The sequence below is a fragment of the Parapusillimonas granuli genome (assembly GCF_013416525.1).
Lineage (GTDB): Bacteria > Pseudomonadota > Gammaproteobacteria > Burkholderiales > Burkholderiaceae_B > Parapusillimonas > Parapusillimonas granuli.
The window spans coordinates 108,565-123,599 of sequence record NZ_JACCEM010000002.1 but is presented as its reverse complement, the minus strand read 5'-3'; the positions used below and the strand labels follow the sequence as shown (position 1 = coordinate 123,599).

14 protein-coding genes are annotated in these 15,035 nt (G+C 65.6%); 8 read left to right on the top strand and 6 right to left on the bottom strand.

Translation table 11 applies throughout. The features are described 5' to 3' along the window. The first annotated feature begins 1 nt into the window (after position 1). From H0A72_RS03300 to H0A72_RS03285, 4 genes are all read left to right on the top strand, one after another. Positions 2 to 1,015 carry an NAD(P)-dependent oxidoreductase gene (locus H0A72_RS03300; RefSeq protein WP_343060107.1) on the top strand — a complete coding sequence of 338 codons (1,014 nt, stop codon included), beginning with the start codon at positions 2 to 4 and terminating at the stop codon, positions 1,013 to 1,015. A 107-nt stretch (positions 1,016 to 1,122) separates the two neighbouring features. Further along, positions 1,123 to 1,704 (top strand): amino acid synthesis family protein, encoded by a 582-nt coding sequence (locus H0A72_RS03295; protein ID WP_180153646.1) that lies wholly within the window; start codon positions 1,123 to 1,125, stop codon positions 1,702 to 1,704. Between the two features lie 75 nt (positions 1,705 to 1,779). Next, entirely contained in the window at positions 1,780 to 2,910 is a 1,131-nt protein-coding gene (locus H0A72_RS03290; RefSeq protein ID WP_180153645.1) for a tripartite tricarboxylate transporter substrate binding protein, read from the top strand. Continuing rightward, a complete protein-coding gene (locus H0A72_RS03285) occupies positions 2,819 to 3,772 on the top strand; it encodes a 2-hydroxyacid dehydrogenase (RefSeq protein ID WP_180153644.1) in 954 nt (317 codons plus the stop codon). The genes H0A72_RS03290 and H0A72_RS03285 overlap by 92 nt, the downstream gene beginning before the upstream one ends. Positions 3,773 to 3,803: 31 nt before the next feature. Here H0A72_RS03285 and H0A72_RS03280 read toward each other — a convergent pair whose 3' ends face one another. The 4 genes from H0A72_RS03280 to H0A72_RS03265 form a co-directional block, all read right to left on the bottom strand. After that, entirely contained in the window at positions 3,804 to 4,457 is a 654-nt protein-coding gene (locus H0A72_RS03280; RefSeq protein WP_180153643.1) for a Bug family tripartite tricarboxylate transporter substrate binding protein, read from the bottom strand. Positions 4,458 to 4,614: 157 nt separating this feature from the next. After that, on the bottom strand, positions 4,615 to 5,517 hold the full coding sequence (locus tag H0A72_RS03275) for a LysR substrate-binding domain-containing protein (protein ID WP_180153642.1): 903 nt from the start codon (positions 5,515 to 5,517) through the stop codon (positions 4,615 to 4,617). A 144-nt stretch (positions 5,518 to 5,661) separates the two neighbouring features. Next, positions 5,662 to 6,027: a COG4315 family predicted lipoprotein gene (locus H0A72_RS03270; protein ID WP_180153641.1), complete on the bottom strand. Its 366-nt coding sequence runs from the start codon at positions 6,025 to 6,027 to the stop codon at positions 5,662 to 5,664. A gap of 68 nt (positions 6,028 to 6,095) precedes the next feature. Next, a complete protein-coding gene (locus H0A72_RS03265) occupies positions 6,096 to 7,052 on the bottom strand; it encodes a Bug family tripartite tricarboxylate transporter substrate binding protein (protein ID WP_180153640.1) in 957 nt (318 codons plus the stop codon). Between the two features lie 194 nt (positions 7,053 to 7,246). Between H0A72_RS03265 and H0A72_RS03260 the strand changes: the two genes are divergently transcribed. Further along, complete coding sequence (locus H0A72_RS03260) at positions 7,247 to 8,227, top strand: LysR family transcriptional regulator (protein ID WP_180153639.1); 981 nt, start codon at positions 7,247 to 7,249, stop codon at positions 8,225 to 8,227. 43 nt (positions 8,228 to 8,270) lie between these two features. Here the strand turns inward: H0A72_RS03260 and H0A72_RS03255 are convergent, their stop codons facing one another. Together H0A72_RS03255 and H0A72_RS03250 are read right to left on the bottom strand one after the other, a co-directional pair. Next, complete coding sequence (locus H0A72_RS03255) at positions 8,271 to 9,248, bottom strand: Bug family tripartite tricarboxylate transporter substrate binding protein (protein ID WP_180153638.1); 978 nt, start codon at positions 9,246 to 9,248, stop codon at positions 8,271 to 8,273. 17 nt (positions 9,249 to 9,265) lie between these two features. Further along, positions 9,266 to 11,590, bottom strand: a complete 2,325-nt coding sequence (locus tag H0A72_RS03250) for an acyl-CoA dehydrogenase family protein (protein WP_180153637.1) — start codon at positions 11,588 to 11,590, stop codon at positions 9,266 to 9,268. A 237-nt stretch (positions 11,591 to 11,827) separates the two neighbouring features. On the opposite strand from H0A72_RS03250, the gene H0A72_RS03245 reads away from it, so the two are divergent. From H0A72_RS03245 to H0A72_RS03235, 3 genes are read left to right on the top strand one after another with little or no spacing between them, the layout of a single operon-like run. Beyond that, positions 11,828 to 13,048: a CoA transferase gene (locus tag H0A72_RS03245; protein WP_180153636.1), complete on the top strand. Its 1,221-nt coding sequence runs from the start codon at positions 11,828 to 11,830 to the stop codon at positions 13,046 to 13,048. A gap of 37 nt (positions 13,049 to 13,085) precedes the next feature. After that, complete coding sequence (locus tag H0A72_RS03240; RefSeq protein ID WP_180153635.1) at positions 13,086 to 13,865, top strand: enoyl-CoA hydratase/isomerase family protein; 780 nt, start codon at positions 13,086 to 13,088, stop codon at positions 13,863 to 13,865. Positions 13,866 to 13,920: 55 nt separating this feature from the next. Next, a complete protein-coding gene (locus H0A72_RS03235; RefSeq protein ID WP_180153634.1) occupies positions 13,921 to 14,904 on the top strand; it encodes an NADPH:quinone reductase in 984 nt (327 codons plus the stop codon). Positions 14,905 to 15,035 lie beyond the last annotated feature (131 nt).

Sequence of the window (15,035 nt, the reverse complement as noted above, 5' to 3'; positions counted from 1 at the left end):
TATACCGTATGGCATAAGCAGCATTTGTCGCCCGCGGCCTCCGTTCTTAACATGGACACCGTACCCCCGCGAACCGCGGGGGCCTGAATCGGAGGCTGTATTCATCATGAAGATAGGGTTGATCGGAACCGGAAACATCGGCATGCACTTTGCCACGCGGTTGCTGGACGCCGGACACGATTTACTGGCGTATGACCGCGACGCCGGCATCCAGGAGCGGCTGAAAGAAAAAGGCGCGACCGTCGCCGCCGGCGTCCGGGACGTGGCGGACCAGGCGGAGATCGTCATGCTGTGCCTTCCGGTGCCCGGCATCGTGGCCGACGTGGCGGCCGACGTGGCGCAGGGCAGGGCCGTGAAGATCGTCGTCGATCTTTCCACCACGGGGCCTTCCGTCACACAGCAGGTCGAGCGCCTGCTGCGCGAACGCGGAATCGATCTGGTGGGCGCGCCCGTCAGCGGCGGCACCGTCGCCGCCCAGAAAGGGACGCTGGCGATCATGCCCGCCGGTCCCGAATCCGCCTTCCGCAAAGTCGAGCCCTTGCTGCAGGTCCTGGGCAAGAAAATCTTCTATCTGGGCGCCGATCCCAGCCTCGGGCAGACGATGAAGATCATCAACAACACGCTGTATGCCACGAGTCTCGTCGCCAGTTCCGAGGCCCTGGTGTATGGCGTCAAGGCCGGGCTCGATCCCGAAAAGATGCTCGACGTGATCAACGCGTCCAGCGGCCGCTCCTTCGCCACGCTGGAGCGCATACCGCAGTGCGTGCTCGACCGCAGTTTTCCGATGCGGTTTACGACCGCGCTGCTCCATAAGGACGTGAAGATGTGCCTGGACGAAGCCGAGAAGCTGGGCGTGCCGATGCAAGTCAATCCGGCCGCGCGCCAATTCCTGGCGTTTTCGATCAGCCAGGGGAACGGCGAGCAGGACAACGCCTGCGTCATCCGCCATATCGAGCAGTGGGCCGGGGTCGAATTCGGGCGCGCGGCCACTGAACCGGCCGTATCGGGCGCCTGAAACGCCGCTCATATCCATCATGCCAACGACAGCGCCGCAGTCCGCGGCGGTGGTTCGCCGCGCCCGTGCCAGGCGGGCGGACCGCATTTTTTACCAGGAGTCCACTCATGTCACTGATCAAGATCCGCAAGAAGCTGCTCAATATCGAGAGCATCTACCATGAAGGCGGCCCCGTCCGCCAGGAGCCCATCAAGATGGGGTCCATCGCCGTCGTCATTCACAACCCGTACGCGGGCAAGTATGTCGAAGACCTGTCCGAGCTCGTCAAGGATTCCACGGAGATGGCCAAGGAACTGGTGCCTGAGCTGATCGACGCGCTGGGCGGAGCGGACGCCATCCAGGCTTATGGAAAAGGCGCGATCGTCGGGCTGGACGGCGAACTCGAGCACGGGGCGATCTGGCATATCGGCGGCGGCTATCCGATGCGCGCAAACCTGCCCAAGGCGAAGTCCATCGTGCCGGCGGCCAAGGTCGTCGCCGCGGCCGGCACGCGCCTGCAGATTCCTTTGCACCATATCGAGGCCTGCTACGTGCGCAGCCATTTCAGCACCATGGACGTCGGCGTGATAGACGGGCCTCGCCCGGATGAGCTGCTGTACGCGCTGGTCATGTCCACGGGCACGCGCGTCCATGAGCGGCTGGGCGGCCTGCGCGCCGACGAGATCAAGGCGGGCGACGGCCAGCGCTGATCCGAAGAAAACGGCTGTTCCCGGCTCGCGCCAAGACGAGCCGCATCGACATATCAACAAAGAGGAGACATCATCATGAAAGTATCGGCATGCCTGAAGGGATTGCTGCTGGGCGCGCTGCTGTCCGGGCCGGCGGCGCAGGCCGCCACGGCTTGGCCGCAGCGGCCCATTACGCTCGTCGTGCCATTTTCCGCGGGCGGCAGCACCGACGCCACGGCGCGGCTCGTGGCCGAGCAAATGAGCAAGAAGCTGGGGCAGGCGGTGGTCGTGGAAAACCGCGCCGGGGCGGGCAGCAACATCGGCAGCTCGTACGTGGCGCACGCCGCGCCCGATGGCTATACGCTACTGCTGGCCACCAGCACCATCGCGACCAATGTGTCGCTGTACAAGAACATGGGCTTCGATCTCCGCAAGGATTTGACGCCTGTTTCGCAGGTGGCGACCATCCCCAACGTGCTGGTGGTGAACAAAGATTTTTCCGCCAAGACACTGCCCCAGTTCGTGCAGCATGTGCGCGATAAAAAAGCTCCCGTCTACTATGGCTCGGCCGGCAGCGGCAGCTCCCAGCATCTTTCGGGCGCCTTGTTCAACAGCTTGGCCGAAGGGGCGATGGTGCACGTGCCCTATAAAGGCGGCGCGCCCGCCAACACGGATTTGCTGGCCGGCCAGATACAGGCCGTATTCGCTCCGCTCGTCGAGGTGCTGCCCTATATCGACAGCGGCAAGCTGCTGGCCCTGGGCGTGACGACGAAGGAGCGCTCGGCCCGTCTGCCGAACGTGCCGGCCATAGACGAAGTGCGGCCCGGCTACGAGATCGCTTTATGGAACGGCATCTTCGCGCCCGCGGGAACGCCGGATGAGATCGTGGACAAGATCGCCGGGACCGTCCGGGAAATCACGAACGACCAGCGCGTGCGCAAGATGTTCGCCGAGCAGGGAACCGTGCCGGTCGGCAGTTCCGCCCAGCAGTTCAAGGCATTCCTTGCATCGGAAATCGGCAAATGGGGCAAGCTGGTCGAGGCTCTCCGGCGCCAGCATCAATTGAGTCATAAACCGGGGCCTGTTCCCGCCCGTGGCGGCGGGCGGGCCCTTTCATCGAGCGTGTTCACACACTATGAAACCTTTGCTACTCGTTCTCGTCTATTTATCCGAAGAGCACCGCGCACTCGTGTCCGAGCGGTTCGAGATGATCTACGCGCCCAATGAGCATCTTGGAGCCGACCGCTCGAACGGGCAGGCACAGATCGCCGCCCGGGGCAGGGATATCAGGGTGGTGCTCACCAATGGCACCAACGGCTTGCTGGCCGAAGAAATCCAGGCCCTGCCGAAGCTGGAGCTGATATGCACGGTCGGCGTGGGCCACGAGAACGTGGACCTGAAAGCGGCCGGCGCCCGGGGCATACCCGTCTGCAACGCGGCCGGGACCAACGACGACGCCGTGGCCGACCATGCCATGGCCATCCTGCTCGCGGCCATCCGCCGCCTGCCGTTCCTGAACAACGGCGTGCGCAACGGCTTGTGGCGCGACGACATCCCGCGGCCGCCGCACGTGTCGGGGCGCCGGATGGGCATCTTCGGCCTGGGCAACATCGGCAAAGCCATCGCCCGGCGCGCGCGGGGCTTCGACATGGAAATTGGCTACCATAGCCGCACCCGCAAGGATGAAACCGGTTTTAAATGGTTCGACGACCTCCTCGGCCTTGCCGCATGGTGCGATTTCCTCGTCATCGCGGCGCCCGGCGGCAAGGCCACATACCATGCCGTCGACCGGGCCGTGCTCGAAGCGCTGGGGCCGCAAGGGGTGCTGGTGAACGTGGCGCGCGGCACGCTGGTCGACACGCGGGCGGTGGCCGATGCCTTGCGCGCAAAGAAGATCTGGGCCGCCGCGCTCGATGTTTACGAGAACGAACCCACGCCGCCAGCGCCCCTGCTGGAATTCGATAACGCCATCCTGACGCCCCACATAGCCGGAATTTCGCCCCAGGCCATCCATGCGTCCGTGCTGCGGTTCCTCGAGAATGCCGAGCGGCATTTCGCCGGAGAGCCGCTGCTCACCAAGGTGAACTGACACGGCTCCACCGCCCCGCGCTACGGGGGGGTCAAGCCGGCGGCGGTGAACACCTTGCCCCCGCGCGCGATTGCTGCAAGCCATTGACCATATCGGCAATCGTGAAATCCAGCACGCCGCCCATCAGATCCGTCATGGCTTGCGGCACGCCCCGGTACCCCACCGGCGTGGCTGTGAAGCCGCCCATGGACACGACCTGAGCGGCGCACAATTGCGCGGATCCCGATCCATACCCGTAAGACAGCTTTCCGGGGTTTGCCTTGGCATAGTCGATCAGGTCCTGCACGCTCTTGACGGGCAGGTCGCTGCGCGAGACGAGCATGAACGGCGCATCGGCCACCAGGCCTATCGGTTCGAAATCCTTGCGGGGGTCGTAGGGCAGCGATTTGAAGGCGCTGACATTGCTGGCGCCCGTGGTGACTCCGACCATGAACAGGGTGTATCCGTCCGCCGGGGAATTCATCGCCGCAACCGTACCCACGATGCCGTTGGCGCCGGCGCGGTTCTCGACCACGACCGATTGCCCCAGTTCGGCGTCCAGGCCTTTTGCGAGCGCGCGCGCCACCACGTCGGTGATGCTGCCGGGCGTGAACGGCACGATCAGCCGGACCGGCTTCTCGGGGTAGGCGCCCCATGCCAGCATGGGCAAGGCGCACAACATAGCGGTGAAGAGGCGTCGCTTCATTTTCAGTCTCCTGTGATTTTCAGCGTTTCCGTATGGATTCACAGGTGGGGATTGTAGGAACAGGCCGTGCGCCCTACGAGTGCTAATTCAAGGGCGGGATATAGCTTCAGGTTAATCGCGAGGCGAGGCGGCGCGATCGTCTATCGCAGCCGGCGGATCATACGGCGAGCCCGGCTTCCTTCTGCATCTTCAGAAGCAATTCGATGAATTTTCCGGCGTGGCTCTTGCCCGTGTCGAACGCGGATCGAACGATGCTGGGATTGAGCTCTATGCGTTCCACCAGGGGAATCACCTGGATGTCCGGCCAGGCCATGCTTTGCGCGGTGAACTGGTCGATCATGGCTATTCCGGCGTGCATGCGCACCAGGCTGCAGGCGATGTCGGTCTGGTGTATGTAGATGGAGGCTTGCAGTTCGACGTTTGCTTTCTGGAACGCCGCCGACACCAGCTGGCCGAAGGGAATGCCCGGGTGGTGCGCAATCAGGGGAAAGCGCGCCAGATCGGCGATGGACACGCTGTCCCGCTGGGCAAGCTCGTGCCCGCGCGGCACCACGCAGACCATGCGGCCTTTTGCGAACGTGGTCACCCGCAGATTGGGGTGGTCGATGGGCAGGACCGAAATCGCCAAGTCGACCTTGTTGCTCAGCACGTCCTGCGCCATGCTGTTCAATAGCGTCAGGGAGTAGTTCACCTGGATGTTCGGATACCGCTGCACGAAGCGGGTGACCGCGGCGGCCACCAGCCCCCGGCTGAGCGCCGGGCTGCATGCCAGGTTCAATACGCCCGACGGGCCGCTGGCCAATCCGCGGGCGAAATCGTCCACCCGCAGCAGCTGCTGGTAGCATTGGTCGATTTCGTTGTACAGCGCCTCGGCCTCGGGGGTGGGAACGAGCTTGCCTTTGACCCGGTTGAACAGGGTCAGCCCGAGCGTGAGCTCGGTATGCGCCACGATGCGGCTGAGGGCCGGCTGCGAGGTGAAGAGCAGCCGCGACGCACCCTTGATCGAGCCTGTCAGCATGACGGCGCGAAACACCTCCATTTGACGCAGGCTGAATCGCATGCGGGAACCTCCTACTCTTCGTCTGGAGTAGGAGATTCTATCGCTTAAGCGGCTCGGCGCCTCCCTTCGGCCTTCGGCGGGCCGGCTCGAGAACCGGACGAGCGGGCGTGGCGGCAAACAATCGAGCCGGCAGCGGCCCGCGCATCAAGGCTTGGCCAAATGCCAGACGCCACCGACGCCGTCCCCGGTGGTATCGCCGGGGTTGGCGTCCTTGGCATAGCGGTACAAAGGCCTGCCCTTGTACGCCCACTGAGGCTTGCCGTCGTGGCTTTCCACGAAAGTCCAATCCCCGCTCGCCACATCGTCCTGCCCGACCAGCGCCGGAGGCCAGTTCTTCGCGCAGGCGGCGTTGCAGGCGCTTTTGCCGCGGGTGTCCTTGTCGAAAATGTACAGCGTGGCGCCGTCGGAATCGATGAAGTGGCCGTTTTGCGTCTTGGGCGCTTCAGCGAAGGCCGGGCTGGACAGCCCGGCGCTCAACAGCAGCAGAAACAGAGAGGTTCCGGTACGCATGGTGACTCCTTTCAGAGCGCCTGGAGCAGGCGTTTCACCATGCTATACGATAAGTTTTTCGCCAGCTGTTACTGGATGGAAATATTCTGACTGCGTATGACTTCACCCCACTTGGCGGTTTCGCTCTGTATGAACTGCTTGAACTGCGTCTGGTCCTGGAAGTCGGGGACGAGGCCCATTTCCGAAACCACCACCTTCATGCCCTGGTCCTGCGCGATGCCGCGCAAGGTGTCCACGATGCGTTTCTGCACGTCGGCCGGGGTTGCGGCGGGCACGAAGAAGCCGAACCAGCTGCTGGAAATCACGCCGGAAGCCACGCCCGATTCTTCGATGGTGGGCAGGTCCGGGGCGTCGGCGATGCGTTTTTCCGTGGTGACGCCCAGGGCGCGGATCGAGCCGTCCTTGGCGTACTTCATGGACTGCATGGTGTCGAAGTAGGCGTTGACCTGCCCGCCCAGGAAGTCGGCGATGGCGGGCCCGGTGCCCTTGTAGGGGACCTGGATGGCGTCGATGCCGGTCTTGGACGCGAACAGCTCGGCGGCCAGGTGCGGGCTGGAGCCCACGCCGGACGAGGCGAAGCTGACCTTGCCGGGGTTCTTCTTGGCGTATTCGACGAATTCCTTCACGTTGTTCGCCGGGATGGAGGGATGGATATACAACACATTGGGCGCCAGGGCCACCAAGGCCAGCGGCACCAGCTGGCTGGGCTCGTACGGCATCTTCTTGAGCAGCATGTGGTTGGTCACCATGCCGACGCTGCCCAGCAGCATCGTGTAGCCGTCGGGCGCGGAACGCGCCACGGCGGCGGCGCCGATGGACGAGCCCGCGCCGGGCTTGTTTTCCACCACCACGGGCTGCTTCCAGGCTTCCGACAATTTGTCGGCATAGCGGCGGGCCAGGTTGTCGGTGAGCCCGCCGGGGGAATAGGGCACCACCATCTGAACGGGTTTGGCGGGAAAGTCGGCGGCCGCCGCCGTGGACGCCAGCATGGCCAAGGCCAGGGCGCTTGCGATACGTTTGAACATTTGTGTCCTCTGATTATGGGGTGAACCGCCCGCGCCGGGGCGGCGCCGCTGCGGAGGCCGGGACGGCGCGCAAGCGTGGCCGCTGCGGGCCGTTCGTGCTTTGTCAAGTTTTGAAAAACTTCCGGGCCAGTATAAGATGCGCCATAGGGGCGGACCAGCCCTGCGCCACATAAACCAGAATTGCAATTTGCGTCATGTCTGAACCCTGGAAAATTCAGTGGGATCTCAATCGCCTGCGAATATTCGTCACGGTCGCGAAGAGCGGCAGCCTGAAAGCCGCGGCCGCTTCGCTGGGCATGCCGCAGCCGGCCATCAGCCGCCAGATCGCCAGGCTCGAGGCGGAATGCAAGGGCCGCTTGTTCGACCGCACCGGGCGCGGCATGACGCTTACCGAACTGGGCGCGCGCAGCCTGCCGCAGGTGGAGCGCGTGCTGGGCGAATCCGAAGCGCTCACCAACCAGATCACGGCCACCTCGGGCCTGCCCTTCGGCGACGTCCGCATCGGCGTGCTGCCCTCGCTCTACATGATTTTCATCGTGCCCCTGTTCTTCCTGCTGCGCAAGCGCTATCCCGGCATACGCCTGCAGATCTTCGAAGGCTCGGCGGGGCAGATCGACCAATGGCTGCTGACCGGCCACATCGACATCGGCCTGCCGTACCGGTATGGGGCGGCGGTGTCGGGCAGCGAATGCCTGATCGCGGCCGATTCCTGTTTGGTGGGTCCGGCGGGGGACCGCCTCACGCGCCGCGCATCGGTGGAGTTCGCCCAGCTGGACGGCCTGCCCCTGGTGCTGCCCAGCGCGCCCAGCGGCGTGCGCACCACGCTCGACAAGCTGGCGCGCAGGGAAAAGGTGGCGCTGGACATCATCGTCGAGGCGGATTCCACGCAGCTGCAAAAAGCCATAGTCGCCAAGGGGGGCGCCTATACGGTGCTGCCGCGGCTCGCGATCTCGTCGGAACTGGAAAGCGGCCAGCTGCAGGCCGCCCGCATCGTGAACCCGGTGATCGAACGCAAGATCGTCCTGGCGACGACCAGCGCGCACCCGCCGTCCTACGCCGCGCGGTCCGTGGCCATGGCCATCCGTGAAATAGGCCAGTTGCCCGAGACCGCGGTGTTCTGGTCGTCGGGCGACAGAACCCCCGCGGAGCCGGACGCGGGGGAAGCGGAGGGCTAGGGCCTGCCGATGCCCCGAAAGGCCCCGGCCCCGCCGGCGCGCATCAGTCTATCTTCGCGCCGGACACCTCGATCACCTTCTTCCACTTGGCCTGTTCGCTCACGACCAGCGCCTGCATTTCGGCGGCGGTGTTGCCTTCGGGCAGCAGGCCGGCCTTCAGCATGCGCTCTTTGAGCTCGGGCTGGCTGAGCACTTTGTTGAGCGCGGTGTTGAGCTTCTGGACGATGGCGTCGGGCGTGCCGCCGGGAACGCTCAAGTAGTTGACCGGCGATGAATCGAAGCCGGGCAGGTCGTCGGCGATGGGCGGCACGCCGGGCAGGGCGTCCAGCGGCTTGATCGTGGCGACGCCCAGCGGGATCAGGTCGCCGGACTCGATGAAGGGCATGTAGACCGTCAGGCTGTCGATGGCCATTTCCACGCGGCCGCCCACGAGGTCCTGCATGGCGGGGCCGGTGCCGCGATAGGGCACGTGGTCGATCTGCGCGCCCGTCATGACCTTGAAGAGCTCGCCGGACAGATGGCTGGAGGCGCCGATGCCGGCGCTGGCGAAGCGGATGCTGTGCGGCTCCTTCTTGGCCTTCTCGATCAGTTCCTTGACGCTCTTGACGCCCACGGTCTTGTTGACGACCAGCACGCTGGGCACGATGGCGATGCGCGACACCGGCTTCAGATCCTTGTTCGGATCATAAGGCAGGCTTTTCATCAGATAGGGGTTGGTCAGCTGCGGGCCGGGCGTCGTGTACAGCACGGTGTAGCCGTCGGGTTTCGCGTCGGCCACGATGCGGGCGCCCACGGTCGCGCCGCCGCCCGGCTTGTTCTCGATGATGATGCTCTGGCCCAGCTCCTTGGCCAGGGGCTCGGCCACCATGCGCGCCGTCAGGTCGGCGCCGCCGCCGGGCGCGAAAGGCACGACCATGCGTATGGGCTGGTTGGGATAGCCGCCGGCGTCCTGCGCCAGGGCGGCGCCGGCGCCGACGGCGGCGAGCGTAAAGGCCAAGAGGGTTTGCTTCAGGGTTTTCATGGTGAGTCTCCGATGGTTCAGGTGGGTAGTCCCAGAACCTGTTTTGCAAGGATGTTGCGTTGAATTTCGTTCGTGCCGCCGTAGATCGTCGTGATGGCGGAGTTGTAGAGCCGGGCGCAAGGCGTGATCTGCGTATCGCCCACCCATAGCGTGGCGGCGTCGCCGCCGTTTTCCTGCGCGGCCTCGACGACTTCCATGGCGATGCGCGAATAGGTTTCCGTGGCCCAGATCTTCAACAGCGAAACACTGGGCGGCAACGGCTCGCCGCGCTTCACGATGTCGGCATAGCCGGCGTACAGCGACTGCAGGTCCTCGACGTCGAGCATGGACGCCACGTACCGGTCGGCGAAGGCCTGGTCCGCGAACAGGTCCCGCGCCTCGCCCAGCAGGCGCAGCTGGTTCAATGCGTAGCGGGCCTGGTTGGGACTGCCGACGAAGATGCGCTCGAAGTCCAGCAGCGCTTTCGCGATGGTCCAGCCCTGGTTCAATGCGCCGACCAGGTTCTCCTTCGGCACCTTGACGTGGTCGAAGAAGACTTCGCAGAACTCTTCCTCGCCGCCGATGTTGCGGATCGGCCGGACGGTGATGCCGGGCGACTTCATGTCGGCCAGCAGGAAGCTGATGCCGGCCTGCTTCTTCACGGTCTTGTCCGTGCGGACCAGCATGAAGATATGGGTGGCGTCCTGGGCGAGCGTCGTCCAGATCTTCTGGCCGTTCACGATGAAGTGATCGCCTTCCAGGACGGCTTCGGTGCGCAGCGAGGCAAGGTCGGAACCGGCGTTGGGCTCGGAATACCCCTGGCACCATATGTTCTCGCCCGAGATGATCTTGGGCAGGTATTTGCTGCGCTGCGCCTCGGTGCCGTACTTGATCAGCACGGGACCGATGTTGATGATGCCCTGGTCGGGCGTGCGGGCCACGCCGTAGGCCTCCATTTCTTCGATGAAGGCGATCAGCTTGTCGGGGTCCAGCCCCATGCCGCCGTGTTCGCGCGGCCAGGCGGGCGCGATCCATCCCTGGCGCGACAGCGCCAGGTACCAGTCCTTGAGGTCGGCCCAGTGCAGGCGCTTGGGCGGGTTGCGCAGGGCGTCGGGGTAGTTCTCTTTGAGGAAGCGCCGTATGGTGGCGCGAAAGACCGGCTCGGGCACGCGGTTCCAGTCCGTGTCCTGGCCGGCGTCCATGGGCTCGGCGCGGGTTTCCGCTTCCCCCTCGCCGGCGCCGGCGCCCGAATAGGCCAGCCGGCGGCATTCCTGCACGCCGCCCAGCCAGCCCGCGAGATGCAGGGCGCGTTTCAGATAAAGGCCCACGTCCAGTTCGTCCGTATAGCCGATCGCTCCGTGGAACTGGATCGCCAGCCGCGTCATGAGCAGGGCAGCATGCGCGCAGCGCGCCTTGACCCGCCCGCTGCCCGCGGCGAACCGCCCGGCGTCCTCGGGCGGTTGGTCGAGGAATTCCCGCAGCACCGCGCCGGCGAGCTCCACCTGCAGGCGGGCGTCCACCATGCGGTGCTGCAAGGCTTGATTGCTGCCTATCGGCTTGCCGAACTGCACGCGCGTCTTGAGATAGTCGAGCGTGGCCTGGAACGCCTGTTCGGCGATGCCCAGCAGTTCGGCGGCCTGGACGGCGCGCGCGCAGCCGTGGGCATGCTGCAGCGCCCGTTCCGCCGCTTCGGCGTCGGCCAGCCGGTTGCCCGACGGCACCATGGCCTGGTCCAGGTTCAGGGTGGCGGCCAGCGAGCCGTCGACCCGCGCATGCGTGTCGACGCGCAGCCCGGCGGTAGCGGCCGGCACCCAATGGACGCCCGCGGCGCTGCCGCCGCAGAACACCAGCCAGCCGTCGGCGACGGCGGGGTACACCCATTGCTTGGCGCCCGATATGGCGGTCGAGCCGCCGTGCGCATCGGCGCGCGTGCCGGCGATCTGGCCGGCCGTCGGCGCGCCGCCGTGGGATTCCTGCCAGGCCAGTCCCACGACCCGCGTGCCCGCCGCCAGCCCGGCCAGCAATTCATCGCGCAAGGCCGAGGCGGGCAGCGCCGCCAGCGCGGCGGCCGCGTGGATGGCCGTGGGCAGATAGGGTTCGGGCAGGAGATTCCTGCCGATTTCGGTCGCGATGGCGGCCGCGGCGCCCAGGCCCAGTTCCAGGCCTCCCAGCTCTTCCGGCGCCAGCAGGCCGGTCCAGCCGGCTTCCGCCATTTTTTGCCAGACTTCCCGCTCGTAGCCCGGAACGGTGTCGCGCAGCGCCCGTAGGCGCGCCGGCGGTGAAACGGCGCGCAGGAAGTCGCGGGCGCTGTCCGCGAAAGCCTGTTCCATCTGCCGTCGTTCGTTTTGACTGCTTGCTTGCATGATTCCCCGATTGTCCGCGTGATTCCGATTGACCGGGCCAGTGTAGGGGCAAATGCCCGCAAGGGTCAGGGGGCAAACACGTAAACCAGAGTTGCGCATTCTGTTAATCGGGCGCGGATATAACGATAAGGGCATATCTGGATTGCCTGCGCTTCGCTGGCGCGAAGGCCATGCTTGCCCTAGACTCCGTTCGTGTGCATGGCGGCCGCTGGCCGCATGGAAAACAGGAGAATTGCAGTGCTGCCTTTGTTATCGCATATTCGCGTGCTCGATCTGAGCCGTGTGCTGGCGGGTCCGTGGAGCAGCCAGATCCTGGCGGATCTGGGCGCCGATGTCATCAAGGTCGAACGCCCCGGGCGCGGCGACGACACCCGCGCCTGGGGGCCCCCCTTCCTGAAGCGCGCCGACGGCGGCAATACGGAAGAGGGCGGCTACTTCATCGCGGCCAATCGCGGCAAGCGTTCCATCACGCTCGACCTCCAGACCCCCGAAGGCCAGGAAATCGTCAAGAAGCTGGCGGCGCAATGCGACGTGGTCCTGGAGAACTACAAGGTCGGCACGCTGGACCGCCTGGGGCTGGGCTACAAAGACCTCGCTGCCATCAACCCCGGCATCATCTATTGCTCGGTCACCGGCTTCGGCCAGACCGGCCCGCGCAGCAAGCTTCCCGCCTACGACTTCCTGATCCAGGCCATGGGCGGGCTGATGAGCGTGACCGGCGAACGCGACGACAAGCCGGGCGGCGGGCCGCAGAAGGTCGGCGTGCCCATCGTGGACCTGGTTACCGGCGTATACGGCGCGGTGGCCATCATGGCGGCCCTGGTGGGCCGCAGCCAGACCGGCCAGGGCGACCACATCGACCTGGCGATGCTGGACGTGCAGGTCGGCCTGCTGGCCAACCAGGCCATGAACTACCTGCTGTCGGGCAACACGCCCAAGCGCACCGGCACGGCGCATCCCAACATCCAGCCGCAAAGAATCTTCGATTGCCGCAACGGGCAGATCGTGCTGGTGGTGGGCAACGACGGGCAGTTCCAGGCGCTGTGCGACGTGCTGGGCCACCCCGAACTGAAGGACGACGAGCGTTTCATCACCAACGGCAAGCGCGTGATGAACCAGTCGGCGCTTGACCCGATACTCGACGCCGCCTTCCTGTCGCAGGACCGGGAGCACTGGCTTGCCAGGCTGGAAGAGGCCGGCATTCCGGCGGGCCCGATCAACAGCATCCCCGAAGTGTTCAACGAGCCGCAAGTCGTGCATCGGGAAATGCTGCGCCATCTGCCGCATCCCCTGGCCGGCACCGTGCCGCAGGTGATGAGCCCGCTGCGCTTTGCGCGCGCGCCCCTGAAGACCGACACCCCGCCGCCGCTGCTGGGCCAGCACACCGACGAAGTCCTGGGCGGCCTGGGTTTTTCCAGCGAAGAAATCGAAAGCCTGCGCCGCCGCAAGGTGGTCTGAGCGGCGCGCCCAATCCCACGCAACAAGGATAGACGACATGCATGACGATTACACCGAACTCAAGATCGAACGCATCGGCCACGTGGCCGTGCTGCGCCTTGCCAACCCGCCGGTCAACGCCCTGAGCACCACCCTGATGAACGAGCTCACGCTGGCGCTGGACCGCATCTCCGAATCCGACGACGTGCGCGCCGTGGTGCTCACGGGCGAAGGCAAGGTGTTCTGCGCCGGGGCGGACCTGAAGTCGCGCGGGGAAACCATCAAGGGGCCGGGCGATCTGCCCCAGCATTCCCGCCGCACGCGGGAATGCTTCCACGCCATACGGGAATGCTCCAAGCCGGTCGTCGGCGCGATCAACGGCGCCGCGCTCGGCGCGGGGCTGGCCATCGTCGCCTCCTGCGACATCCTGGTCGCCGCCCGGACCGCGGTGGTCGGTCTGCCTGAAATCAACGTGGGCCTGCTGGGCGGCGGGCGCCACGGCATGCGGCTGTTCAGCCATTCCCGCCTGCGCCGCATGATGCTGACGGGCTTGCGGGTCGATGGCGACGAACTCTATCGCCTGGGCGTGGTCGAGGCCAGCGTGCCGGTGGAAGAAGTCCTGGACCGCGCGCTCGAACTGGCGCGGGAAATCGCCTCCAAGAGCCCGCTGTCCACCGTGCTCGCCAAACAGACGCTGAACGCCATCGAAGACATGAGCCTGCGCGACGGCTATCGCTACGAACAGGACATGACCGCCGCCATCGCCAAGACGGACGATGCGAAGGAAGCGAGGCTGGCCTTCCTGGAAAAGCGCGCGCCCGTGTTCCGAGGTTCCTGACGCGGGCCGCATGCGGCTAAAATCGCAGGCACGGCAAACCTTGCGGAGAAAACACATGCGCGCAGCCTGGTATTCCAAGAACGGAAAAGCGGAAGACGTCCTCGAAGTCGGGGACCTGCCCGATCCCACGCCGGGCCCCGGCGAGGTCAGGGTCAGGCTCCACACGTCGGGGGTGAATCCCTCCGACGTCAAGTCCCGGGCCGGAAGCCGTCCCGTCCAGTCGGGGTTCATCGTGCCGCACAGCGACGGCGCGGGCGTGATCGACCAGGTCGGGGAAGGCGTCGCGCCGGACCGCATCGGCAAACGCGTATGGATATGGAACGGGCAATGGCGGCGGTCCATGGGCACGGCGGCGCAATACATCGCACTGCCCTCCGAACAGGCCGTCCCCCTGCCCGACTGGATCGAATTCGACGAAGCCGCCTGCCTGGGCATTCCGGCCATGACGGCCTTCCATGCGGTCGAACTGCTGGGCGAGCTCCAGGGCAAGAATATCCTGGTCACCGGCGCCGCCTCGGGCGTGGGCTTCTACGCCGCGCAATTCGCCATGATCAAGGGCGCCCGGGTCATCGCCACCGTCGGCTCGGCCGACAAAGCCGCCTTGCTGGCGCGCATCGGGGTTTCCGACGTCATCCTGTACAAGAACGGCAAGGTGGCCGAGCAAATCCTGGCCTGCACCGGCGGCCAGGGCGTCGACGGCGTGGTCGACCTCGATTTTTCATCCACGACCAAGCTGGTGTCGGCGGGCGCGGTCGCCCACCACGCCGTGGTGGTGTCCTACGGCTCCAACGTGCGCGAAGGCATCGCCTTCGATTTCGGCGCTTGGCTGCCCCGGTCCATCAGCCTGCATTTCTTCCTGGTCTACGAACTGCGTCCGGCCGAGCGCGCGGCCGCCATCCAGGGCATCAACGCGCTCTTGCAGAACGGCCGCCTGCAGCACGTCGTGGGCGCATCGTTCTCGCTGGAGGACATCGTGCGCGCCCACCAGGCCGTCGAGGCCGGCCAGACCGTCGGCAACGTCGTCGTCAATTTGCCCTGAGCGCCCCGATCCAATGCGCTGGTGGTAACCCTTATTCGTCGCGTCCTGATATATAAATTAGAGTGCAGCGGGGATATGGCCTCAATGGCCAAGCGTTCTACGACGAAGCGTTGCGCCGGCCATACGACCGT